The organism is Arthrobacter sp. NPDC097144 (assembly GCF_044762205.1).
Taxonomy (GTDB): Bacteria; Actinomycetota; Actinomycetes; order Actinomycetales; family Micrococcaceae; genus Arthrobacter_B.
The window spans coordinates 19923-41528 of the sequence record NZ_JBIWDW010000006.1 but is presented as its reverse complement, the minus strand read 5'-3'; the positions used below and the strand labels follow the sequence as shown (position 1 = coordinate 41528).

Below are 21606 nucleotides of genomic sequence, written 5' to 3'. Positions count from 1 at the left end.
AAGGGTTTGGGGGTTTCGCGGCGTTGGCGAGCCAGCCGAATTGGAGGGACCGCAAACCGTGGCGGCGCCCTGTTGGCGTATCGTAGCAACGGCGGCATTTTGCCGGCGGCAGATTGGTACCACTGGCCGCATCAACCGGGGACCATTTTTGACGGCTTTCAACATCGGATGGACGGATTGCGCACAGTGGCACAAGCGGAGCACCTTGTAGAGCGGACTCCCCGGGTCTCGACGGACGAACTGCTAAAGGGTTTCTACCCTTCGCCCCGTTTCGGTGAGGTTTCCTTCGACAGTTACCGTCCTGATCCCTCGCAGCCGTCGCAGGAGCAGGCCGTCAGCGCCATGCGGAACTTTGCCGTCGCCGTCGACATGCCCGAACCCACAGGCTTGCGCAAGCTTTTCGGTGCCAAGAAGCCTGATTCCAAGGCCGGGTTCTACCTCGACGGCGGGTTCGGCGTCGGCAAGACCCACCTGCTGGCCTCACTCTGGCACGCAGTGGAGGGTCCCAAGGCCTTTGGCACGTTTGTGGAGTACACGAACCTTGTGGGTGCACTCTCCTTCCGCAAGACCGTCGACGCCCTGAGCGCCTACAAACTGGTGTGCATCGACGAATTCGAACTCGATGATCCGGGGGACACGGTGCTCATGTCCCGCCTGATGCGTGAACTGGCTGATGCCGGCGTCAAGCTTGCCGCCACTTCCAATACGCTTCCGGGTTCGCTGGGCGAAGGCCGCTTTGCTGCTGTTGACTTCCAGCGTGAAATTCAGGTTCTGGCGGATCAGTTCGACGTCGTGCGCATTGACGGTGAAGACTACCGGCACCGCGGGCTGCCGCAGTCTCCCGATCCTGTCAGCGAGGAGGAACTGGAAAGCCGGGTGGCTGCAGAGTTCAGCGGCAAGGTTGTTGCCGACGACGACTTCAGCTCCCTCATCAACCATCTTTCCAGCGTCCACCCGAGTCGTTACCGCCAGCTCATCGAGGGCATTGACGCGGTTGCCTGGCACAACGTGGGCACGATCACGGAGCAGTCCGTTGCTCTGCGGTTTGTGGTTCTGGCTGACCGGCTCTATGACAAGGATGTTCCCATCCTCGCCAGCGGCGTTCCATTTGATCAGCTTTTCACTGAAGAAATGATGAACGGCGGATACATGAAGAAGTATTTCCGAGCGGTTTCCCGCCTTACCGCCCTGGCGCGTGAAGGCCAGACCGGGGAAGTTGCCTAGATTGTCGGCTCGTTAGCCGGGCCGGCCGAACGTGCTTCGACACTGTAGGCCGGCATTAACGACGAAGGTCCTGGTGCCGCCTCTCGGCGGGACCAGGACCCTTTGTCGTGCTCCGAAAGCTTAAGCGGCCGGAGGAGTCGGTCCGGAATCGGTTCCGGGACCCTGATTGCGGTCGACCTTGTCTACCGCCTCAGAGGCCTTGTTCTGGAAGCCATCGATCTTGTCCGAGTACTTTCCGCCGGTCCTCTGATCGACAAATTTCCCTGCGTGATCGATGCCGCCCTTGATCTTGTCAGCGTTTTCGCCCACGAGATCAGTAGCCTTGTCCTTCAGCTCTCCGGCCTTGCCCTTGAGCCCGTCAAATACAGACACGGACCACCTCCTTTCGCAGGGGAAACCATACGTTTCCCGTTCAGTTCAATGGTAAGCCCCCTGAGCAGCTGGGCCAAGGACTGAAAACAAGAGGCATGGAACCGATCCATGGTCCGGGATGCTCACGGGGTCAACGATCCTGCTTCCGGCGATCCTTGTCCGCCCGGGTGAAGGACTCAGCGACTACAACAATGAACACCAGGACAAAGAGTGCGACGGCGGCCGGAATTGCCGCCTCCGGCGGGATCACTCCATTTCGGTCGAGGACATCCAAGAGAAAAAACGCTGCTAGCAGGATGGCTGCATACCTAATTCGACGATCCATGCGGGACAACTTATCGCGGTGGCCTTGACGCAAAATATCGATGTGCTGGCTCCGTCTGCTTACTCCACAATGAACGGTCCGTGAGAAAGAACTATGAGCAGAGGGCTTCTTGCAAACCAGCCGCTGCAATTGTGGACTCCCTAGGGCTGGTGCCATCTTGGCAACTGATGCACCTGATGCACCTGATGCGCCCGAAGCGAAAGCCTACGCCTGCAGGCTGATGAAAAGTGGTACAGCAGTCCGTACGCCGAAGCCGGCACTTATTTTCACTGCACGGATTCCAATACTCCGGTGAAAATTCACATTGAGCACACATACGCCTCGCGTGAAATGTGCGTGGCGCCCGGGGAAACCCGCCTCTATGCTGATCCAGCCATTGGTGCATTGAAAATGTTTGGGCCATAGGTGCCTGCTAGTTGGCAGGGAAGCTTAAAGCACTGAAGGAGCAGGCTATGTAGCCTGCTCCTTCAGTTGCTGCCAAAGCAGCAATGCGAGCGGACGACGGGATTCGAACCCGCGACATCCACCTTGGCAAGGTGGTGCTCTAGCCAGCTGAGCTACGTCCGCAAAACTAGACAACCAAAGTTGTCCGTGCGCGATACTGGGATCGAACCAGTGACCTCTTCCGTGTCAGGGAAGCGCGCTACCGCTGCGCCAATCGCGCTTGATGCATCAAGCCTCCCTGACGGGGGACCGGTGCAGTCAAGAGAGCGGACGACGGGATTCGAACCCGCGACATCCACCTTGGCAAGGTGGTGCTCTAGCCAGCTGAGCTACGTCCGCAAAACACAGTTGTGCGTCAGAAACGCAAACTGTAGTGCGCGATACTGGGATCGAACCAGTGACCTCTTCCGTGTCAGGGAAGCGCGCTACCGCTGCGCCAATCGCGCCCAAAAGGGCTTGCAAGTCCTCTGTGGAGGTGGGGACGGGATTCGAACCCGCGTATACGGCTTTGCAGGCCGCTGCCTCGCCTCTCGGCCACCCCACCGTGACCGCTGCGTAAGCATAGGCCGACCAGTCAGAATCAACCGGTTTGTACAGTGACTTGCGAGCGGACGACGGGATTCGAACCCGCGACATCCACCTTGGCAAGGTGGTGCTCTAGCCAGCTGAGCTACGTCCGCATGTTGAAGAAGTAAGGTAATTAACCCCCGAATCGCTTTCGCTTTTCGCGGTGAACTCCCGCTTTCCAACGAAGAAAAACTCTATAGGACTATTCGCGGTTCGTCCAATCGGGCTTGATTCTGCTGGGGTCGGCAAACAGGGGAACGCACTGGAAAGAGGCAGGTAAAGCTGCAGGAGAGCATCCGGGTTCACGTCCGTGACGGTTCCTGGGCCGCTCAACGGTGCCGGCGGACCGAGGCAGTCCTGCGCATGACGCCGAAGGGCCGCCGGTGAAGGTTTGCGACGAATTGGGACACTGACCAGGCGCACTTTGACGGAGTTCTTCGCAATGTTGACCGCGCCGGGCACGGCCTGCAGATTTAGTCCATGCAGATCACAGGAAGCCCTCACGTACCGTCCGCAGCGCCGCCGGGAAATCGCCGGCAGGTGTTCTTCGTGTCCCTGGATGACCCGCGGGTCATCCCGATGCTGACTGAGCTGGTAGACGAATACTCGAGCAGGTACGGCAACCGCTTTGGCGGTGCCGAACAGGAAATGCTCCGTTATCCCGCAGCGGACTTTGCTGCTCCCCGCGGCGCCCTCCTGATAGTGGTGCAGGACGGAGAGACAGTGGCGGGCGGGGCATTTCGGGAATTCGATTCGGAGACTGCTGAGCTCAAGCGCATCTGGACTTCGTCTTTGCACCGGCGAAGAGGGCTTGCCAGCTTTGTCTTGGGCGAACTGGAAGCCGAGGCGTCACGGCGCGGTTACAGGAGGTTGTACCTGACTACCGGGCCGCGTCAGCCGGAGGCGGCCGCGCTCTATGGACGGTCGGGCTACACCGCTCTCTTCGATGTGGACGCCGATCCTGAGGAGGTGGGGCTGCTGGCGTTTGAGAAAGTGATCCGGCTGGCTCGCCTCGAAGCTGCCTCGGCCCAGGAAACCAGCTGGTTCGATCCGGCGGAGCCGGTGTCGTGCCCTCGGAACGCAAGCAGTCAGGCAGGGGCCTAAGGTGACCGCAGAGATCCGCCCCGCCCTGGCCCCGGCTCATCCTCGGGCCCGGGCCCTCATCCTATTGGCCACGGTGTCGCTTGCCCTGGCTGGCTGCTCGGATCCGGGGATTCCATCCGGCTCCGGTTCCGAAAGCGCCGGGACCGGCGCACCGGTGCCGGGCACGCCCGTCGTGCAAACATTCAACCTCGACCCGGAGCAGCACCGGCCCGCCTCGGACGTTTCAGCGGATGCCGCTTCGCTGGTTCCTGAGGCGATTGCCGCTGACGGCAAGCTCACGGTTGCAGTGACTCCCAATGTTCCGCCGCTGGCGTCCTACGCCACGGACAACGCCACGGTGATCGGCAGCGAGGCGGACATGGCGTACGCGCTGGGCGACGCCCTGGGCCTGGAGGTGGAGATTGTTCCCACGGCCTGGGCGGACTGGCCGCTGGGCGTGGAATCCGGAAAGTACGAGGCGGCGCTGTCCAACATCACGGTGACGGAAGCTCGCAGGGAAAAATTCGATTTTGCAACGTACCGGAATGATCAGCTGGGCTTCTATGCACAAGCAGACAGCACCATTGGCCCGATCGAGAACGCCGCGGATGTGGCGGGTAAACGCGTGATCGTCGGTTCGGGAACCAATCAGGAGCTCATCCTGCTGGCGTGGGACAGGGAGAATCGAACCAATGGGCGGGAGCCGGTCCGGTTCCAGTATTACGACGACGACTCCGCGGCCTCGCTGGCGCTGCAGTCAGGGCGGGCCGACCTGACATTCGGCCCCAACGCCACGGCCGCCTATAAGGCCGCCGTCGACGGAAGAACAAAACTGGTGGGCCAGGTGAACGGCGGCTGGCCCCTGACGGCACAGGTGGCAGTGACCACGGCCAGGGGGGAACGGCTTCGCGGCAGCAGCTCAGAGCGGGCTCAACCATCTGATTGCCAACGGCATCTACGGCGAGATTCTCTCCCGGTGGGGACTGGGCAGCGAGGGCGTCCGCGAATCGGAATTGAATCCGCCCGGACTTCCACAAACGTGAAGTGCTTGAGCCGCAGGCCGCGAGCAGGCCGGGCACCGCCGCTGCAAATACGGCGCGGCGCCGGCCGGTTTGGAGCCTGCCCCGATCTGGGCTAGCATCTTTAGACGTTGCGGTTGTGAAAACAACACGCAGCGATGGGGGCGATTGGCGCAGTGGTAGCGCGCTTCGTTCACACCGAAGAGGTCACTGGTTCGAACCCAGTATCGCCCACCAGTAACAATGGAGGTCCCGTACGGGGCCTCCATTGTTGTATCAGGACCCTGTATGGATCTGTGGCCGGATGGGGAACTGTGGCCGGATGGCGGTGCAGCCCCGTTCCTGTCGGAATGCCAACCCCCGCAGTGCGCGGGTTGTCCGGCCGTGTCCCGGAGGGCCCCGCCAACTTCTGTCAGAGCGGAGTGGCAAACTGAAGATATGACTGAACCAGCGCTGGCACATGCAACAGAATTCGGGCGGATGTACTCCCGTTCCCTCTCGGAACCGCCTACGGTACCGTCCATCACCACCGTGATCGCGCAGGGATCCACCTCGCTGGACGGCTGGCACAGCCACATGGCGGCCACCGCCGTGGTGAAGGATCCCAAGCTGCCGGCCAGCCTGGGCAACCCGGGCGCACTGCGCTCCCTCGTCAAGGAAGCCTCGCGCGCTTCGGAACGCTACCGGGACCAGGCAGCGGAGCGGGGCACCCGCGTTCACTATTACTGCGAACAGGTTTCCCTGCGCGCATTGGATCTCCCGCACGAGCTGGAAGCAGCACGCACGGCACTGCTGGAACACGGGGAGCACCAGTTTGCCGACCGGTTTGACGAGTGGTGGGACCTCTATCAGGTGGAACCGCTCGCACCGGAAATCACCGTGTGGAACGACGAGCTCGGTTACGCGGGAACACTGGACCTGGTGGCGCGGATCAACGGCCGCCTCTGCCTCATTGACTACAAGACCAAGAACACGGACCGCGACGGCCAGGTGAAGCCCCTGGATGACAAGGTTGTGATGCAGCTGGTGGCGGGCATGAAGGCGAAGGAATCGCTCGTCGACGCCGGCACAGGTACCTGGGAGCCGTGGGCCTACGGCGAGGACCCGCTGCTGCTCGGGGTCGCCGTCGGGCAAACCGAAGTGCGGCCCATGCGTGCCAACCCCGCAGTTCTTCCGCAGCACTGGTTCAAGTTCTGTGCACTGCGCCGGCTCTGGCAGACCTCGTACGATGTCGCGGGGGCGGGCCGTGCACTCCTGCCCATCGCGCCGCCGCCGGTGGGGGCCCACGCCGTCCGCGCACCCCAGACGTCCGCGACGTAAGTCTGCGGCCCAAGCAGGCTCGCCTGTTCGCGCGGGGGCGCAGCAACCTGCCGGGCACAACTAGACTGGTCTGAGCAACAATTCGTTGGCAGCAGCGCAGAAACAGTCAGTAACAGTAAGGAACGAAACCTAGATGGCAATCCTGAACATCCGGATTATCGGCGACCCCGTCCTGCGGACCCGAGCCGAGGAGGTCACGGACTTCGGGCCGGAACTGGCCAAGCTCGTCGCCGACATGGAAGAAACCATGGTGGATGTTGACGGTGCCGGACTTGCTGCACCCCAGGTGGGCGTCAGCCTTCGGGTGTTCACCTACCGGATTGACGGCCAGGCCGGGCACGTGGTGAACCCGGTCCTGGAACTCAGTGAAGACCGCCAGGAAAACCAGGTGGAAGGCTGCCTGTCCATCCCCGGACTGGGCTTTCCCGTTCCGCGCTACCGCTGGACCCGTGTCACCGGCGTGGACAAGGACGGCAACCCCGTAACCCTCGAGGGTGAAGGAATGCTCGCCCGCGCCTTCCAGCACGAAACCGACCACCTGGACGGCGTGCTGTACATCGACCGGCTCGAAGGCGAGGACCGGAAGAAAGCACTGCGCGCCATCCGCCAGACGGACTATGACGCCATTGCCGGACGCACCACGGCCGAACGCGCCCAGACAGTCGGCTCGGCTTTCGGTGCCGGCGCGTCTTTCGGTGCCGGCTCCACCAAAGGCGCCGGCAGCTCCTTCGGCACCGCCGGACAGGCCTAGCGGCCCGTGTCCATGCGCGTACTATTCGCCGGCACCCCCTCCGTTGCCGTCCCCTCACTGAACGCCCTGCTTGAAGCCGGTTTCGACGTCGTTGCCGTGCTCACCCGACCCGACGCGCCGCTGGGCCGCAAGCGCACCCTCACGCCGTCGCCCGTCGCCGCCCGTGCCGAGGAACTGGGCCTGCCGGTGATCCGTGCAGCAAAGATTGACGACGACGCCGTCGCCGCCATCCGCGCTGCCGCCCCCGACGTGGCGGCGATTGTTGCCTACGGCGGACTCATTCCCGAACGTGCACTGAGCATCCCCGAACACGGGTGGATCAACCTGCACTTTTCCCTGCTGCCGGCCTGGCGCGGCGCAGCGCCCGTGCAGCACGCCGTGATCAACGGCGACGACGTTACCGGCGCCTCGACCTTCCTGCTGGAAAAGGGACTGGACACCGGTCCCGTCTACGGCCGGCTGACCGAGACGCTGCACCCGGAGGATACCAGCGGTGCCCTGCTGGAACGGCTCTCATACAGCGGCGCCGTACTGCTGGCGCAGACACTGAGCGCCATCGAGGCCGGCTCGGCGCAGGCCGTGCCGCAGTCCGGGGACATCACCCTGGCACCCAAGCTGACCATTGACGATGCCCGCGTGCACTGGGACCAGCCGGCCCTGGCAATCCGTCGCCGCATCAACGGCGTCACGCCGGAACCCGGCGCCTGGACCACCTGGGACGGTGCCCGCTTCAAGATCGGCGCCGCGGTGCTGCGCCCTGATATTGCCGACCTGGCCCCCGGCCAGGTCCGTTTCACGGGCGGGGCACAGGCAGCAGCCGTTGTTGGCACCGGATCGTACGGCCTGGAACTGGCGCAGGTGCAGCCCGCCGGTAAGAAAATGATGCCGGGGGCCGACTGGGCCCGCGGCCTGGCCAACCGTGAGGATGTGGTCTTCGAATGACCCCCCAGAACAGCACACCGCAGAACAGCAGCTCCTCCAACCGCTCAGCCCAGGGCAACAAGGTGCGCAACGAAAAGGGACATGAGCGCAGCCGTCCCTCCGTGCGCAGCCACACCAAGCAGGCGCCGGGCCAGCGCACCCGCGCGGCCGACCCGGCACGCCTGGTGGCCTTCGAAGTGCTTCGCGCGGTCTCCGAGGACGACGCGTACGCCAACCTGGTGCTGCCCAAGAGCATCCGCAAACATCACCTGGACAAGCGCGACGCCGGTTTCGCGACCGAACTCGCCTACGGCGCCCTGCGCGGCCAGGGAACATACGACGCGATCCTTGCCAAGTGCGTGGACCGTCCGCTGGAAAAGCTCGACCCCGCTGTGCTGGATGCCCTGCGCATCGGCGCGCACCAGCTGCTGGCCATGCGGGTTCCGGCGCACGCAGCCCTGGACCAGACCGTCGGTCTTGCCCGCGCAGTCATTGGGGCCGGACCGTCGGCCCTCATCAACGCGGTGTTGCGTAAAGTCTCGGCCCGTGACCTGGATGCGTGGCTCGAAGAGCTGACCCGCGGCGAAACTGACGCAACCAAGCGTGCGGCCATTGAATACAGCCACCCCGAATGGATTGTCCGCGCCCTGCGCCAGTCGCTCGTAGCCCATGGCCGCAGCGTGGATGAGATCACCGACCTGCTGCAGGCGGACAACGATGCTCCCGTGGTGAACCTGGTGGCCCTGCCCGGACTGGGCACGCTCGACGAAGCCCGAGAAGCAGGGGCCGTGGACGGCGAACTCGTTGTTGACTCGGCTCTGTACTCGGCCGGCGACGTCGGCCGCCTGGACTCCGTCCGCGCCGGCACCACCCGAGTCCAGGACGCCGGTTCCCAGCTCGTCGCCCGGGCACTGGCCGGCGTGGACATCGGCGACCGCACCGCTGACGGCAGCCGCGACGGGGAACAGTGGCTGGACCTCTGCGCCGGTCCCGGCGGTAAAGCGGCCCTGCTGGCCGCCCTGGCCAACGAAAAGGGTGCCATCCTGCTGGCCAACGAACCGGCGGAACACCGTGCCAAGCTGGTCCGCCAGGCCCTGGAAGCAGTTCCGGGAGAAGTCTGGGACGTGCGCACCGGTGACGGCCGCAGCATTGCCGAGCAGTACCCGGACACCTTTGACCGCATCCTCGTGGACGCCCCGTGCACCGGCCTGGGTGCCCTGCGCCGCCGGCCGGAGTCACGCTGGCGCCGCAAGCCCACCGATGTGGGGGAACTCGGTGCCCTGCAGCGCGAGCTGCTCACCGCGGCAGTGGATGCAGTGAAGCCCGGCGGCGTCGTGGCCTACGTGACCTGCTCACCGCATCCCGCCGAGACCACCGCCGTCGTCGCCGACGTGCTACGCCTGCGCAATGACCTGGAACTGCTCGACGCCGGAGCGGCGCTGGACAATGTCAGCCTCACCGGCAACCTTGGAGCCGGGCATGAGCTCACCGCGCAGCTGTGGCCGCACATCCACTCCACGGATGCGATGTTCCTGTCCCTGATCCGCCGCAAGGCCTAATCCAGTCCCGATCTGCCCTGCGGGGCGGGCCTGCACGCGCCGGCCCGCCCCGCAGGGCAGCAGCTACAAGGAGAACCATGAGCACGTGCTGTATCAACCCGAGCATCCTCTCGGCCGACTTCGTTAACCTGCAGGCGGAGCTTGAGCGGATCAGCACTGCCGATGCCGTCCACGTGGACGTCATGGACAACCACTTTGTGCCGAACCTGACCCTCGGACTGCCGGTGGTGGAACGGATCCAGCAGGTATCGGCGCTGCCGCTGGATGCTCACCTGATGATTTCCGACGCCGACCGCTGGGCTCCGCTGTATGCGGAGCTGGGGCTGGCATCAGTGACTTTCCACGTGGAAGCCTCCGCCGCGCCGATCAAGCTGGCGCGGGACCTGCGGGACCGCGGCGCGAAGGCGGGCATGGCCCTGCGGCCGGCCACTCCGGTGGAACCGTACCTGGACATGCTCTCCGAGCTGGACATGCTGCTGATCATGACCGTGGAGCCTGGTTTCGGAGGGCAGAAGTTCCTGGATGTGACACTGCCGAAAATCCGCCGCGCTGCCGAGGCCGTCCGGGGTTCGGACCTGCCGCTGGCCATCCAGGTGGACGGCGGCATTTCGGCCGACACCATTGAGCGCGCCGCCGAGGCCGGGGCCAATGTGTTTGTGGCCGGATCCGCGGTGTACGGCAGCGGGGATCCCAACGACGCCATCAGCAAGCTGCGCGCCGCAGCGGAAGCTGCCTCCCGGCGCTAACCGGTTCCGCCGCCGTCGCAGCGTGACCATTATTACTTGAACCTTCACCGAAATTTGGCGCTTCACCACCCCGGCTGTGTAAGAATGGTCTTAACAATCGTGCTCCGGGGTCGGTGTAATTCCGAACCGGCGGTTATAGTCCGCGACCCGCACTGCAGCTCCCGAACCTCGGGAAAAGCGGTGCGGTTGAACTGGTGAAATTCCGGTACCGACAGTTAAAGTCTGGATGGGAGAAGCACGTGCAGTTTGTTGAACCGACGTTTAACGTCTCCGCATGCGGGGACGACTGAGCGTCGATGCATCGTACTGTCGTACCCCCGGAGCCGCCGCTAAGGGGATAGGAACGACATGGATTTTTTGCGGTGGCTCTTTGACGCTCAGGTGCAGGTAGGGTCTTCATCCCTGCTGGTCCGCGAGGTCGTAGGCAACATCTTTGGGCTCCTCAGTGCCCTCGGCGGTATGCGCCGTAAAGTCTGGGCCTGGCCGGCAGGCATTCTCGGCAACATTCTCCTCCTCACCGTCTTCCTCGGCTCCCTGTTCGGCGACGCGGACTCCGCAACCCTCCTGGGCCAGGCCGGACGGCAAATCATGTTCATCGCCGTCTCCATCTACGGCTGGCGGCGCTGGCAGCAGAGCCGGAACGACGGCGGCAGCGCCGTAACGCCGCAGTGGGCCTCCGGCAGGGAACGGATCGGCCTGGTGGCAGCCCTGCTGATCGGAACCGTGGCACTGACCCCGGTCTTCGCACGGCTGGGGTCCTACGAGCCGGTGTGGGCGGATGCCTGGACTTTCGTGGGGTCCCTGCTCGCCACCTACGGCATGGCCAAGGGCTGGGTGGAGTTTTGGCTCATCTGGGTTGCCGTGGACATTGTGGGCGTTCCGCTCCTGTTCAGCGCCGGCTACTACGCCACGGCGTTCATGTATGTCTTCTACGGCATCTTCACGCTGATCGGGTTCTTTGTCTGGGCGAAAGCCAAGAGGAACGAAAAACCCGAGATTGAGACGGTGATGCCGGATCCCAGGATTGTGCGGTGACCGGTCTGCCCGGTGAAAGCGCGGATGACGGTGCCGCAGCCGAACTCAGTCAGCGCAATGCCATGGCACTCGCGCTGGACCTGGCCCGACAGGGCGTCCGCGGTGCGAACCCCCTGGTGGGTGCAGTGATCCTCGACTCCGCGGGGGCTGTCCTGAGCAGCGGCTTCCACCGCGGCGCCGGAACCGCGCACGCGGAAGCCGATGCCCTCGACAACGCTGCCGCCAGCGGCACAAACGTTGCCGGGGCCACTATGGTGGTCACCCTGGAACCGTGCAACCACACCGGACGGACCGGCCCCTGCTCGCAGGCCATCATCAATGCCGGCATCTCGCGGGTGATTTATACGGCGGCAGATTCCACCGCCGAAGCCGCCGGGGGAGCGGCAGCCCTTGCCGCCGCCGGCATCCAGGTCCAGGGCGGCCTGCTGGCGCAGGAATCCGCCGAGCTGAACCACCGCTGGATCCGCGCCGCGCAGGAGAAGCGGCCCTTCGTGACGCTCAAGGCCGCTCAAAGCCTGGACGGCAGGACTGCTGCCGAAGACGGCAGCAGCCAGTGGATCACCGGCGCCCCGGCCCGCGCCGACGGTCACGCCATCCGCTCACGGGCGGACGCCGTCGTCGTCGGAACCTCAACAGTGCTCGCCGACAATCCGCAGCTGACTGCGCGCGACGCCGCAGGGCGCAGCACTGACCGGCAGCCGCTGCGGGTGGTCGCCGGCCGCCGGCCGGTGCCTGCCGACGCGGCAGTCCGCGGGACTGACGGCAAATTCCTTCAGCTGGAAGAGCATGAACCGGTAAAAATCTGCCGGGAACTCTACGCCCGCGGTGTCCGGCACCTGATGGTCGAAGGCGGCGCCACAGTCACCAGCGCTTTCCTGCGCGCCGGTCTGGCGGACGAACTGGTGGCCTACGTGGCGCCCCTGCTGCTCGGCGCCGGCACCCCGGCATTCGCGAACCTTGGCGTGCACACCCTCGCCGATGCGTCCCGATGGCGCTGGGACCAGACCGACGGCGGCGCCGCCCGGCCTGTGGGCGCCGACCTGAGGCTGCGGCTCGAGCCGGTGCCGGAATCTGCTGAACTTTCTCCCGAATTACTCTAAGGAGCACATGTGTTTACCGGAATTGTGGCTGAACAGGGCAGCGTTGTATCCCTGAATCCGAGCACTGCCGAGCAGTCAGCCGTACTGGTCATCAGTGCTCCCGCTGCGGGAGCGGGACTGGAGCCGGGCGGATCGATCGCCGTGAACGGCGTCTGCCTCACGGCGACGTCCCTGGACGAGGACCGGATCTCCCTGGACGTCATGGGTGAAACCCTGGACCGGACCACCACGGGCAAGCTTCGTCCGGGAATGAAGGTCAATCTGGAACGCTGCGTGCCGGCCGGCGGACGGCTGGACGGCCATGTGGTCCAGGGGCACGTGGACGGTGTCGGGGAACTGCTGGAACGGGAAAACCAGGGCAACTGGGACCGGCTGCGCTTCTCGGTGCCGCAGCAGCTGGCCCGGTACATCGCGGAAAAGGGTTCCATTGCGGTGGACGGGGTCTCGCTGACTGTCACCGCGGTCAGCGGCGCCGAAGAGCCGCAGCAGTGGTTTGAGGTGGGGTTGATCCCCACCACACTGGCGGCGACCGGCCTGGGTGCACTCGACGTCGGGGGAGCGGTCAACCTGGAAGTGGACGTGCTCGCCAAGTACGCTGAACGGCTGCTCGCCTTCACGGCGTCACCGGCTGCGGTACCCGCGGCGGAAGGGGGACAGGCATGAACATCCGGACCCGGCAGGCTGCCGGGCGTGCCGAGGCCAGGGACGGACTGATCCTGCTGGACAGCATCCCCGCAGCAATCCAGGCCATCGCGTCGGGCCGACCCGTCGTCGTCGTGGACGATGAGGACCGGGAGAACGAAGGCGACATCATTTTCGCCGCCCAGCACGCAACGCCCGAGCTGATGGGTTGGACCGTCCGCCACACCTCGGGCGTGATCTGCGTTCCGCTGCCCGGCGACTTTGCGGACCGGCTGGGCCTGCCGCCGATGACCGCCGTGAATGAGGACGCCAAGGGCACGGCGTATACGGTTTCCTGTGATGCCGCGGAGGGCGTGACCACGGGCATCAGTGCAGCTGACCGCGCGCTCACTTCCCGGGTGCTGGCAAATCCGGCCGCGGGCGCGTCGGATCTGCACCGTCCCGGACACATCTTTCCGCTGCGCGCGCACGACGACGGCGTCCGCGGCCGCCGCGGGCACACCGAGGCTGCAGTGGAGCTGGCCCGGCTGGCAAACTGCACCCCGGTGGGCGTCATCGCGGAACTGGTCCATGATGAAGGGTCGATGATGCGGCTGCCGGCACTGCGCGCATTTGCTGACAGCCACGCGGTACCGCTGATATCCATCGACGATTTGGTGGCGTATCTGGACGGTCTGTCCCGGGACCGGGCTGCCAACGGTGCTGCCGGTGCCGCCGGAGCCGGTGTCGGTGACGGCGGGGAGAACCAGCCGTGAGCGGGGCGCAGAACCTGCCCGCCGGCGTCGTTCCCGGCCCCGAAGTTCACCTTCCCACTCCCTACGGCAATTTCATCGCCCAGGCATGGACGGACCAGCGCGCCGGGGCGGAACATCTGAGCGTTTCCGCCCCGGGAACGGGAATCCAGCACGACGCCGCCGGGGCTGAAGCCGACGGCGGCGGCCCGGCCGCCCCGCTGGTGCGGCTGCACTCCGAATGCCTGACCGGTGACGTTTTTGGCTCCTACCGCTGTGACTGCGGCGAGCAGCTGGAGCAGGCGCTGGAACTGATCCACCTGCACGGAGGCACCGTGCTCTACCTGCGCGGACACGAGGGACGCGGGATCGGACTGGCCAACAAGCTGCGTGCCTACGCGTTGCAGGAAGCCGGAGCGGACACCGTGGACGCGAACGAACAGCTCGGCCTTCCCGTGGATGCCCGCGATTATGAGGCCGCCGCGGACATCCTGCACGCCCTCGGGCTGAACCGGATTCGGCTGCTGAGCAACAATCCGGCTAAACGGAACCGGCTCCAGCACTATGGAATCTCCGTGGCGGCGATGGTGCCGTCGGAAGTTCCGGTGCGGGCCGAGAACGAGCGTTACCTGCAGACCAAGCGGGACCGGATGGACCACCGGCTCACGCGTCTGCGCACGCAGCCGGTCCACCAGGGCTAACTTCTTGAACTTCCCAGATCCCAACACCAGGAGAAAATCATGAGCGGACACGGCGCACCGGATAATGACGTCAGCAGTATCAGGGCAGCAGGGCTGGATATTCGCGTGGCCATTGTCGCCGCCAGCTGGCACACCGAAATCATGGACGGCCTGATCGCCGGAGCCCTGCGCGCGGTGGAGGATGCCGGGCTGCTGCCAAAGCTGATCCGGGTTCCCGGCAGCTTTGAGCTTCCCGTGGCCGCCGCCCGGCTGGCACCGCACTATGACGCCGTGGTGGCCCTCGGCGTCGTCATCCGCGGCGGGACTCCGCACTTTGACTACGTCTGCTCGGCTGCGACCACCGGCCTGACGGATGTCAGCATCCGCACCGGAACGCCCGTCGGTTTTGGCGTGCTCACCTGCGACACCGAGCAGCAGGGCCTGGACCGGGCGGGCCTGCCCGGCTCCTCCGAGGACAAGGGCTACGAAGCAGTGGCTGCCGCGGTGAACACCGTGGCAGCACTGCGCGGCGCGGGCGTGTGAGCGGTGCAGGACATCCACGTTCGGCCGCTGGCCGGCAGGGAACTTGAGGCTGCGCTGGACATCCTCGTGACGGTTTTTGCAGCAGACCCCAGCTTCCAGCGTCTCATTCGCATCCGGAGCCTGATCCGCCCGATGCTGACGAGTTATTACCGGCGCTGCCTTCGACAGCTGCTTCCGGAGTCCAACGCGGACGGCGCCTGGGACGGAGACACCCTCGTGGGAGTGGCACTGTGGTATCCGCCGGGCCAGCGCCCGCGTGGGCTGATGGGACGGACTGAGCGGTTGTTTGCGCGGCGGCAGCGCAAGGCACGCGGCGGGTGGCTGCTGGAAGGTATTGCCGTTGCCGAAGAAGGCCGCGGAAAAGGAGTTGGCAGCTCTTTGCTCGAGCACCGGCTGGCTGCATGCACCGATGCCGTCCATCTGCAGTCGACCACCGAGGCCAGCGCCCGGCTGTATGCGCGTTTCGGGTTTCTGGCCGACCAGGGTCAGAGTACCGGCGGCCTCTGGATGACGCGGCCTCCGGCGGCAGGCCAGCGGTAACGGGGGATGACTCTGCGGCTGCCCAGGTCCTAACCCTGTGGAGGGAAACTGCCTGCGGGCTGCGGGTTCCGGATGCCCAGCACAGCGATCAGCGCTGCAGCGAAGAAGAGCACCGCGGTGGCCAGGGCGGTCTGCCGGAAACCCCCGTAGCCCAGGGCTCCGCCGGAAATGGTGCCCACGAGGGCCACTGAGATCAGCCCGGCCACCCGCGACACCGCGTTGTTCACCGCGGAGCCGATCCCGGCGTCGTCCTCCCGCAGGGCGCCCAGGACTGCGGTGGTCAGCGGTGCCACCATGATGCCGAGTCCGGCTCCAAACAGGACCAGCCCCGGCAGCAGTTCGGTCAGGAAGTCCACGGGCGGCTGCGCTGCAAGCAGCAGCAGGAACCCGGTTCCGCAGATGGCAGGTCCGGCCGTCATGAACAGCCGGGGACCGTACTTTCCCGCCAGGCTGCCAATGTACGGGGACAACAGCAGCAGGGCGATCGGCAGCGGAAGCGAGATGAATCCGGCTTCGATGGCACTGAACCCGGCTGCTTCCTGCACAAAAACGGTGAGCGAAAAGGATCCCAGCGAGATGGCTGCGTAGGCAGCGGCCGTTACCAGGTTTCCGTAGCGGAAGTTCCGGGTCCGGAACAGGGACAGCGGCATCATCGGCGCGGGTGCGCGTGCCTCGCGGAGGAAGAAAAGCCCCAGCGCCACCAGCCCCAGGACCAGGGGCACGACGACGGCGGGAGCCCTCCACCCGAGCCGATCCTGCTCAATCAGGGCATAGACCGGACCCGCCAGTCCCGCCACGGCCAGCAGAGCGCCCGGAACGTCGAGTGCGGTGGTACGCCGAGGCGCACCGTCCCGAAGTCCGGCCGTGAGCATCAGCGTCACTGCCACCGGCAGTACATTCACGGCGAAAATCAACCGCCAGCTGGCCAGATCCACCAGTACTCCGCCCAGCAGCGGGCCGATGATAGCTGCCGTTCCCGTTCCCGCCGTCCACTGGCCGATGGCGCGGGCACGCGCGGCGCCCTGGTACGCCGTCGTGATCAGTGCCAGCGAGCCCGGGACCAGCAGGGCCGCCGTCATGCCCTGGACGGCGCGGGCAATGACCAGCAGCGTGGGATCCCACGCAAGGGCGCAGGCCAGGGACGCCGCGCCGAATCCGATCAGGCCAAGACGGAGGATCCGCAGCCTGCCGAAGGCGTCGGACAGGGAGCCGGCCAGCAGGATCAATGCGCCCAGGGTGAGGGTGTAGGCGTTGACCGTCCACTGCTGGGTGGCCAGTCCGCCGCCGAGGTCGGCGCTGAGGGCGGGCAGGGCCACCGTCACGATGGAGCCGTCCAGGAAGGCGACGAACGAGGCGAGGATCGCGACTGCCAGCAAACGTCCCTGTCCTGAAGCGCCGGTGACTGCACCTGCCATTGCGTGGGGTCCTTCCGGATCCGGGGAGTGTGCCTCCATGCTGGCATCCGGTGTCGGCTTTGGACAGGCGGGACGGTGCTGAACGCGAAACGGATGTTCCCGGCTGATGGGTGCTCCGCCGTGTACGCTCGGCTGATGTCCCTCGGCCGTTCCTTCAATGTCCTGTGGGGCGCCAATGCGGCGTCCAACCTGGCTGACGGACTGGCCTTCGTTTCCATGCCGCTGCTGGCCGCATCCCTGACCGATGATCCGCGGTGGGTTGCGGGGCTCGCCACGGTGTACGCGCTGGTACGCCTGCTCGCGGCACTTCCGCTCGGCGTGTGGGTGGACCGCGCGGACCGGCGCTCCCTGCTGGCGGCAGCGAACCTGTGGCGCGGCGGCGCGGTCCTGGTCCTCGCCTTATGCGTCTCTTACGGGGCCGGCGGACTGCTGCTGCTGTACGGGGCGTTTGCGGTTATCGGCATCCTGGAGAGCGCGGCCGACAACGCGTCGGTGTCACTGGTTCCCGGCATCGTGGCGAGCCGTAACCTGGACCGGGCGAACAGCCGCCTTTCGGCCGCCCAACTCATTGCGGATGAGTTCGCCGGCCCGCCGCTGGGCGGGTTTCTGTTTGCCGTGGCCGCTGCGGCGCCGGTGTACGCGATGGGCGGGTTGTGGGCGGCGGCCGGATTTCTGGCGCTGGCGCTGCCCAAGCGCGGCCTGATTCCGTCCCGCGCCGGGGCGGCTCCCGCTGGCACCGTCGAGCTTGGTGCCGGCGGGCTGTCTGTAGCCGGGACTGAGCGGACCTCGCTGTGGAAGGAAGCCGCCGCGGGCATCCGCTGGCTGGCAAAGCACCGCGAGGTTGGCGGGCTGGCCCTTCTCGGAGCCCTGGCCAGCGTCGGCTACATGCTCCCCTTTTCGGTTCTGGTTCTTTTTGCGCAGCAGCAGCTGCACGTCGATACCGTGGGCTACGGCATGATTCTCTCCGTGTCGGCGCTCGGGGGATTGGCTGGATCCTATGCGGCTCCGCGGATCCGCCGGCGGCTCGGATACCGGTGGACGGTCGTGGCGAGCCTGTTGATCGGTGCCGGATCGCTGGGGGCGCTCGCTGCCACCCGCAGTGGAGTAGTGGCTGCACTGCTCCTGGCGGCGTACATTTTCCACGCGGTGGTGTGGGGGATCTGCGCCACATCGATTCGTCAGCGTCTCGTGCCGGATGATCTTCGGGGACGGGTCAATGCGTCCTCCCGGGTTGTGGGGTTGTTGGGACTCGCGCTCGGGTCCGCTCTGGGCGGTGTCCTCGCGTCCTGGCACATTGCTTTGCCTGCGGCTGCCGGTGCGCTGGTGTTCGTCGTCTGTGCCGCCGTCGCAGCCCTGCTACTGTCCGATGTCAGCCGGGGAACCCTTAGAACGGTGAAACAACTAGATTCGTAGCTGCTGCACGTGTCCCTGCGCATATGTAGACCGAAGCTGTCCGTCAGTGCTCCTACCGTGGTTGCTGTCCGGCTGATGCCGGCCAGCGCGGACACCTCTCGTATTCGTGCCCGCCGGGCATCAGCGCTGACGTGTAGTTGCATGCACATAGCTGTAGCGTTCGGGCCACCGCACCGCGCATCCTTGCGGGCGAGGCATACGCAAATCAGCGGCGCCAGCATCGACATAGCTATGTCCGCGGAGGGGAAGCGGTGGTCGCGCGTCGCGCTGGAGGATCGGCTTACGGGTAGTCAAAGTCGTCGATGACATAGAGTCAGCACGTGAGTGAAGCGTGACTAAAAGGAGTGGCATGGGAGCTGGTCGAGGAACGGGCAAGCGAAATGGGCAGCCACCGCTAGCGACAGAGCAGTATTCCGAGTTGAATGCGACTTTCTATTCTTCTGGCGGACCTCACGAGTACATTAGAGCCCGCCTGCAGTCGATCATTTTCACCCTGTCCGATGCAGACGAGGCAGAGGCTATCTTGCAACAAGACCTGTCCATCGGAACGATGCAGGCGGGAGGATCCCGGCGCCTATCTCAAGAGGTCAGACAACGTTACGCGCTCATGGAGAGCACCGTCCTGATACACCACGCTGGCGAAGCACTATTACGGCTATGGATGGCTCATAAAGACTCACCATCATGTCCGTGGCTGGAAGTTGCCAGTCTCACCACCCCGAGAGTTTTCAAAGAGGAAGCAGAAAAACACACCTCGGATGCCGGTCGTATCCCTCGATCGACCATCGCCTCTGTTTTTCTCGGAGGGAACACTCGTGAGGACGCCCATGTGGAAATGACGGAGGGCCAGTGGGAGCGTTCGATCGACGGATTTCAAGAGTTACTCCGGCTCGTGGCGCACACGATTACCAGCGAAGCTACTCTCTACAACGCAGCTAAACATGGGCTGGTAGGTCTGCCTGGCGATCAAGCAGACATCGTGTATGAGGGGAAGCGTGTGGCCGGCGGAGGGGGTATCACCTTCCTTGAAAAAACCCCTGACAATACTAAGTTCCGGTCAGGACCACATAGCTGGTGGCTTACAACATCATTCACAAACCTCGAAGCTAATCTGTTTCTCATCGAATTGACTGTGCGAGCCATCAGTTCGCTATGGGCTGTGGCGAGGAGAAGGTACCTGGGGGTGCCCGGCGAGGTCGTGCTAGTCAGTCTCGATGAGGTACTCACGGCCGTGGCGATGGGTCCCATCGCGGACAACCGAATGCTGTCATCGTTTTCCGAGAGCCTTGTGACCTATACCTATGAGTCTGGACTGCAACAATTTGGCCAACGAGTGCACCGTCCCAGCTTGATCAGGTTGGGGCCAGATGTTGTGGAGGCTTTCGATCGCGTGAGCGGTGAACATGTTCCTATGACATTCGTGGCTTTGCCCCTGCGTGAACAGGACAAGCGCACCCCATCAACATCTAACAGGCAGTTCTTCCGCTCGTCACCTCCAGGCAGTTCAAGCGTCTAGAGCAAGATTCTCCTGAGAACGTGCGCTAGCGGGGGAGTCAGCACAGGGAGAACGAAACAGGATCCTTCGATGGGGTACCGATTCAAGGTTTAGAGGTGCTTCCGCGGCTACGCCGCCTCAAAAACTGACCGTGCCCGCGCCAACAGGGAAGCCCCAGGCAAGGGCGAACCCGGCTGACAAGCAGACGTACCGAGAGGATACTCATTGTGTGAATACAGCCACGGGTACGTTTTGGATCGAGGGACGACCTCAGAGGGTGACGGGCGAGCTTGTGATCAGCGATGATCAGTTCTTCAAGCTCAAACTCAAGCAGTTCCTAGTGATGCCCCAGCAAGTCACTCGGAACGGCAATGGCTTTGCATACAGCGTCAAGCCTGAGCACATTGTTGCTGACTATGAGCCGGTGACCATCTACGGAGAGCTCACAGACGGCACCCCGGTCTGTTTGCTGGACGCACACATGGAGCACGGGCCGGCCATCGGCATGCACTTGCAGGAGTACACGGGGCAGAGACGCATTGTAGGGGCACACATTGCCGATGATTTCGCGCCTATCGACGGCATCCGGTGGGGATGGAACATTGCGCTCACAGAATTCGCCCCAGCCCCCGATGAGACTGTTACCGGCGCTCTCCAAGGAAGCCTGAGCTTTTGGGCACCCGAACGGCAAGATGGAAACCCTGCAGGACTTGCGTTCACAACGGATGATCCCGCCCCACTGCGGGATCTTCTGATATTCGTTCAATCAGCCTGCAATCAACTGGTTGCTCTCTGGGGTGGCAAGCGCCGCGTGCCCCAGGTGGTCGTGACAGAAATCCTGGTGGGGGATAAATGGTGCAGCTACGTCGTCCCGGAGAGCGATGATCCAAAACGCATACGCACGGATCTCCTGCCCTTGAAGGAGCTTTCTCTCAAGACCTTCGCGAAATGGATCCCTTTCGCACGGCGCATTGACCCAAATCCATACATAGCAAACATGGCGACTCCCAACCTCCAAGTAGGCGCACAAGTGCTGGCAACTGCCCTGGAAGGGCTCCACCGCAAGCTAAACGAAGACAAAGAGGTGAGACCATTTGCCGCTGTGAGCAAGGGTGCCGTCACCCGAGCCCGGAGAGCAGCTCAGCGGGCAGGCGTCTGTGCCTTGGAGGAAGCGGGATTCGTGGATTTAGAGTTTGCCCAAAAACGGTTCTCTGACTCACTAGGGCACGTGGACCAGCTTTCATACGCTGAACGCATCTCCGACCTTGCCACCGACGTCACAGGAATCGTCCCTGGGCTGTTCGGTCCTGACCTGGGCAAGTGGGTGGACCTGATCAAGGTCATTCGAAATAACCAGAGTCATCAATTGGACGAAGAATTTCATGAGGTCCGTATTTCCGAGTACTTCGTAGCCGTCCAAACAGTGCAGTGGGTGCTGTCCCTGACGATCTTGCTCAAAATGGCGGAACGAGACCTCCTGGCGTCTGCCCTCGCGAAGTCGAACACGCTCCACTTCACGTTGGCAAACATTGATTCGGAAAAAGTGTGGGAAGGGTTCTCGGCGCTACAAACGTTCGAGCGTGCCGTGTCCGATGACGGTCCCGCAGGAGAAGTGCCCGCGAGCTCCTGACGGCAGAGGAGAGCATTCAACGGATCGTGGCTTGATAACGGGCATATGGCG

21 protein-coding genes, 7 tRNA genes, 1 pseudogene and 1 riboswitch are annotated in these 21606 nt (G+C 64.4%); of the genes and pseudogenes, 20 read left to right on the top strand and 9 right to left on the bottom strand.

The window, feature by feature from the left end:
• Window positions 1-186: 186 nt before the first annotated feature.
• Entirely contained in the window at window positions 187-1224 is a 1038-nt protein-coding gene (gene zapE, locus ACIQXM_RS14230; protein WP_400932593.1) for a cell division protein ZapE, read from the top strand.
• Between the two features lie 120 nt (window positions 1225-1344).
• Here zapE and ACIQXM_RS14225 read toward each other — a convergent pair whose 3' ends face one another.
• Complete coding sequence (locus tag ACIQXM_RS14225; RefSeq protein ID WP_400932591.1) at window positions 1345-1596, bottom strand: antitoxin; 252 nt, start codon at window positions 1594-1596, stop codon at window positions 1345-1347.
• Window positions 1597-1726: 130 nt separating this feature from the next.
• Window positions 1727-1921 (bottom strand): hypothetical protein, encoded by a 195-nt coding sequence (locus ACIQXM_RS14220; protein ID WP_400932589.1) that lies wholly within the window; start codon window positions 1919-1921, stop codon window positions 1727-1729.
• Window positions 1922-2131: 210 nt separating this feature from the next.
• On the opposite strand from ACIQXM_RS14220, the gene ACIQXM_RS14215 reads away from it, so the two are divergent.
• Window positions 2132-2326, top strand: a complete 195-nt coding sequence (locus tag ACIQXM_RS14215; protein ID WP_400932983.1) for a DUF6355 family natural product biosynthesis protein — start codon at window positions 2132-2134, stop codon at window positions 2324-2326.
• An 88-nt stretch (window positions 2327-2414) separates the two neighbouring features.
• Here the strand turns inward: ACIQXM_RS14215 and ACIQXM_RS14210 are convergent.
• The 6 genes from ACIQXM_RS14210 to ACIQXM_RS14185 all read right to left on the bottom strand — a co-directional run bounded on the left by ACIQXM_RS14210 (window position 2415) and on the right by ACIQXM_RS14185 (window position 3045).
• Window positions 2415-2488 (bottom strand) — tRNA-Gly (locus tag ACIQXM_RS14210).
• 25 nt (window positions 2489-2513) lie between these two features.
• Window positions 2514-2585 (bottom strand) — tRNA-Val (locus ACIQXM_RS14205).
• Window positions 2586-2630: 45 nt separating this feature from the next.
• Window positions 2631-2704: transfer RNA gene (locus tag ACIQXM_RS14200), tRNA-Gly, on the bottom strand.
• Window positions 2705-2739: 35 nt separating this feature from the next.
• Window positions 2740-2811, bottom strand: a tRNA-Val gene (locus tag ACIQXM_RS14195).
• 24 nt (window positions 2812-2835) lie between these two features.
• Window positions 2836-2909 (bottom strand) — tRNA-Cys (locus tag ACIQXM_RS14190).
• A 62-nt stretch (window positions 2910-2971) separates the two neighbouring features.
• A tRNA-Gly gene (locus tag ACIQXM_RS14185) sits at window positions 2972-3045 on the bottom strand.
• Between the two features lie 436 nt (window positions 3046-3481).
• Here ACIQXM_RS14185 and ACIQXM_RS14180 point away from each other — a divergent pair.
• From ACIQXM_RS14180 to ACIQXM_RS14110, 15 genes and pseudogenes are all read left to right on the top strand, one after another.
• The gene (locus tag ACIQXM_RS14180; protein ID WP_400932587.1) at window positions 3482-4036 is read left to right on the top strand and encodes a GNAT family N-acetyltransferase; all 555 of its coding nucleotides are present in this window, start codon (window positions 3482-3484) and stop codon (window positions 4034-4036) included.
• A 25-nt stretch (window positions 4037-4061) separates the two neighbouring features.
• Window positions 4062-5058 (top strand): annotated as a pseudogene (locus ACIQXM_RS14175) (ABC transporter substrate-binding protein).
• A gap of 138 nt (window positions 5059-5196) precedes the next feature.
• Window positions 5197-5271: transfer RNA gene (locus ACIQXM_RS14170), tRNA-Val, on the top strand.
• Between the two features lie 201 nt (window positions 5272-5472).
• A complete protein-coding gene (locus ACIQXM_RS14165) occupies window positions 5473-6354 on the top strand; it encodes a cytochrome (RefSeq protein ID WP_400932585.1) in 882 nt (293 codons plus the stop codon).
• Between the two features lie 133 nt (window positions 6355-6487).
• Window positions 6488-7105 carry a peptide deformylase gene (def, locus tag ACIQXM_RS14160; protein ID WP_400932583.1) on the top strand — a complete coding sequence of 206 codons (618 nt, stop codon included), beginning with the start codon at window positions 6488-6490 and terminating at the stop codon, window positions 7103-7105.
• Between the two features lie 12 nt (window positions 7106-7117).
• The gene (gene fmt, locus ACIQXM_RS14155; RefSeq protein WP_400932581.1) at window positions 7118-8047 is read left to right on the top strand and encodes a methionyl-tRNA formyltransferase; all 930 of its coding nucleotides are present in this window, start codon (window positions 7118-7120) and stop codon (window positions 8045-8047) included.
• Window positions 8044-9585, top strand: coding sequence for an RsmB/NOP family class I SAM-dependent RNA methyltransferase (locus tag ACIQXM_RS14150; RefSeq protein ID WP_400932579.1), 1542 nt, complete (start codon window positions 8044-8046; stop codon window positions 9583-9585). The genes fmt and ACIQXM_RS14150 overlap by 4 nt, the downstream gene beginning before the upstream one ends.
• Before the next feature lie 77 nt (window positions 9586-9662).
• A complete protein-coding gene (rpe, locus tag ACIQXM_RS14145) occupies window positions 9663-10331 on the top strand; it encodes a ribulose-phosphate 3-epimerase (RefSeq protein ID WP_400932577.1) in 669 nt (222 codons plus the stop codon).
• 96 nt (window positions 10332-10427) lie between these two features.
• A riboswitch (FMN riboswitch) is annotated at window positions 10428-10573 on the top strand.
• Window positions 10574-10679: 106 nt separating this feature from the next.
• On the top strand, window positions 10680-11366 hold the full coding sequence (gene pnuC / locus ACIQXM_RS14140; RefSeq protein ID WP_400932575.1) for a nicotinamide riboside transporter PnuC: 687 nt from the start codon (window positions 10680-10682) through the stop codon (window positions 11364-11366).
• Window positions 11363-12466 carry a bifunctional diaminohydroxyphosphoribosylaminopyrimidine deaminase/5-amino-6-(5-phosphoribosylamino)uracil reductase RibD gene (gene ribD / locus ACIQXM_RS14135; protein ID WP_400932573.1) on the top strand — a complete coding sequence of 368 codons (1104 nt, stop codon included), beginning with the start codon at window positions 11363-11365 and terminating at the stop codon, window positions 12464-12466. The genes pnuC and ribD overlap by 4 nt, the downstream gene beginning before the upstream one ends.
• 9 nt (window positions 12467-12475) lie before the next feature.
• On the top strand, window positions 12476-13129 hold the full coding sequence (locus tag ACIQXM_RS14130) for a riboflavin synthase (RefSeq protein ID WP_400932571.1): 654 nt from the start codon (window positions 12476-12478) through the stop codon (window positions 13127-13129).
• Window positions 13126-13863 carry a 3,4-dihydroxy-2-butanone-4-phosphate synthase gene (gene ribB, locus ACIQXM_RS14125; protein WP_400932569.1) on the top strand — a complete coding sequence of 246 codons (738 nt, stop codon included), beginning with the start codon at window positions 13126-13128 and terminating at the stop codon, window positions 13861-13863. The genes ACIQXM_RS14130 and ribB overlap by 4 nt, the downstream gene beginning before the upstream one ends.
• Window positions 13860-14540, top strand: a complete 681-nt coding sequence (gene ribA / locus ACIQXM_RS14120) for a GTP cyclohydrolase II (RefSeq protein ID WP_400932567.1) — start codon at window positions 13860-13862, stop codon at window positions 14538-14540. The genes ribB and ribA overlap by 4 nt, the downstream gene beginning before the upstream one ends.
• A 39-nt stretch (window positions 14541-14579) precedes the next feature.
• A complete protein-coding gene (gene ribH / locus ACIQXM_RS14115) occupies window positions 14580-15062 on the top strand; it encodes a 6,7-dimethyl-8-ribityllumazine synthase (RefSeq protein WP_400932565.1) in 483 nt (160 codons plus the stop codon).
• Window positions 15063-15065: 3 nt separating this feature from the next.
• The gene (locus ACIQXM_RS14110) at window positions 15066-15602 is read left to right on the top strand and encodes a GNAT family N-acetyltransferase (RefSeq protein ID WP_400932564.1); all 537 of its coding nucleotides are present in this window, start codon (window positions 15066-15068) and stop codon (window positions 15600-15602) included.
• A 29-nt stretch (window positions 15603-15631) separates the two neighbouring features.
• On the opposite strand, the gene ACIQXM_RS14105 is transcribed toward ACIQXM_RS14110, so the two are convergent.
• Window positions 15632-17017 carry an MFS transporter gene (locus tag ACIQXM_RS14105; RefSeq protein ID WP_400932562.1) on the bottom strand — a complete coding sequence of 462 codons (1386 nt, stop codon included), beginning with the start codon at window positions 17015-17017 and terminating at the stop codon, window positions 15632-15634.
• A 120-nt stretch (window positions 17018-17137) separates the two neighbouring features.
• On the opposite strand from ACIQXM_RS14105, the gene ACIQXM_RS14100 reads away from it, so the two are divergent.
• The 3 genes from ACIQXM_RS14100 (at window position 17138) to ACIQXM_RS14090 (ending at window position 21555) form a co-directional block, all read left to right on the top strand.
• A complete protein-coding gene (locus ACIQXM_RS14100; RefSeq protein ID WP_400932561.1) occupies window positions 17138-18430 on the top strand; it encodes an MFS transporter in 1293 nt (430 codons plus the stop codon).
• Window positions 18431-18779: 349 nt separating this feature from the next.
• On the top strand, window positions 18780-19946 hold the full coding sequence (locus ACIQXM_RS14095) for a hypothetical protein (RefSeq protein ID WP_400932560.1): 1167 nt from the start codon (window positions 18780-18782) through the stop codon (window positions 19944-19946).
• A gap of 208 nt (window positions 19947-20154) precedes the next feature.
• Window positions 20155-21555 carry a HEPN domain-containing protein gene (locus ACIQXM_RS14090; RefSeq protein WP_400932558.1) on the top strand — a complete coding sequence of 467 codons (1401 nt, stop codon included), beginning with the start codon at window positions 20155-20157 and terminating at the stop codon, window positions 21553-21555.
• Window positions 21556-21606: the final 51 nt, after the last annotated feature.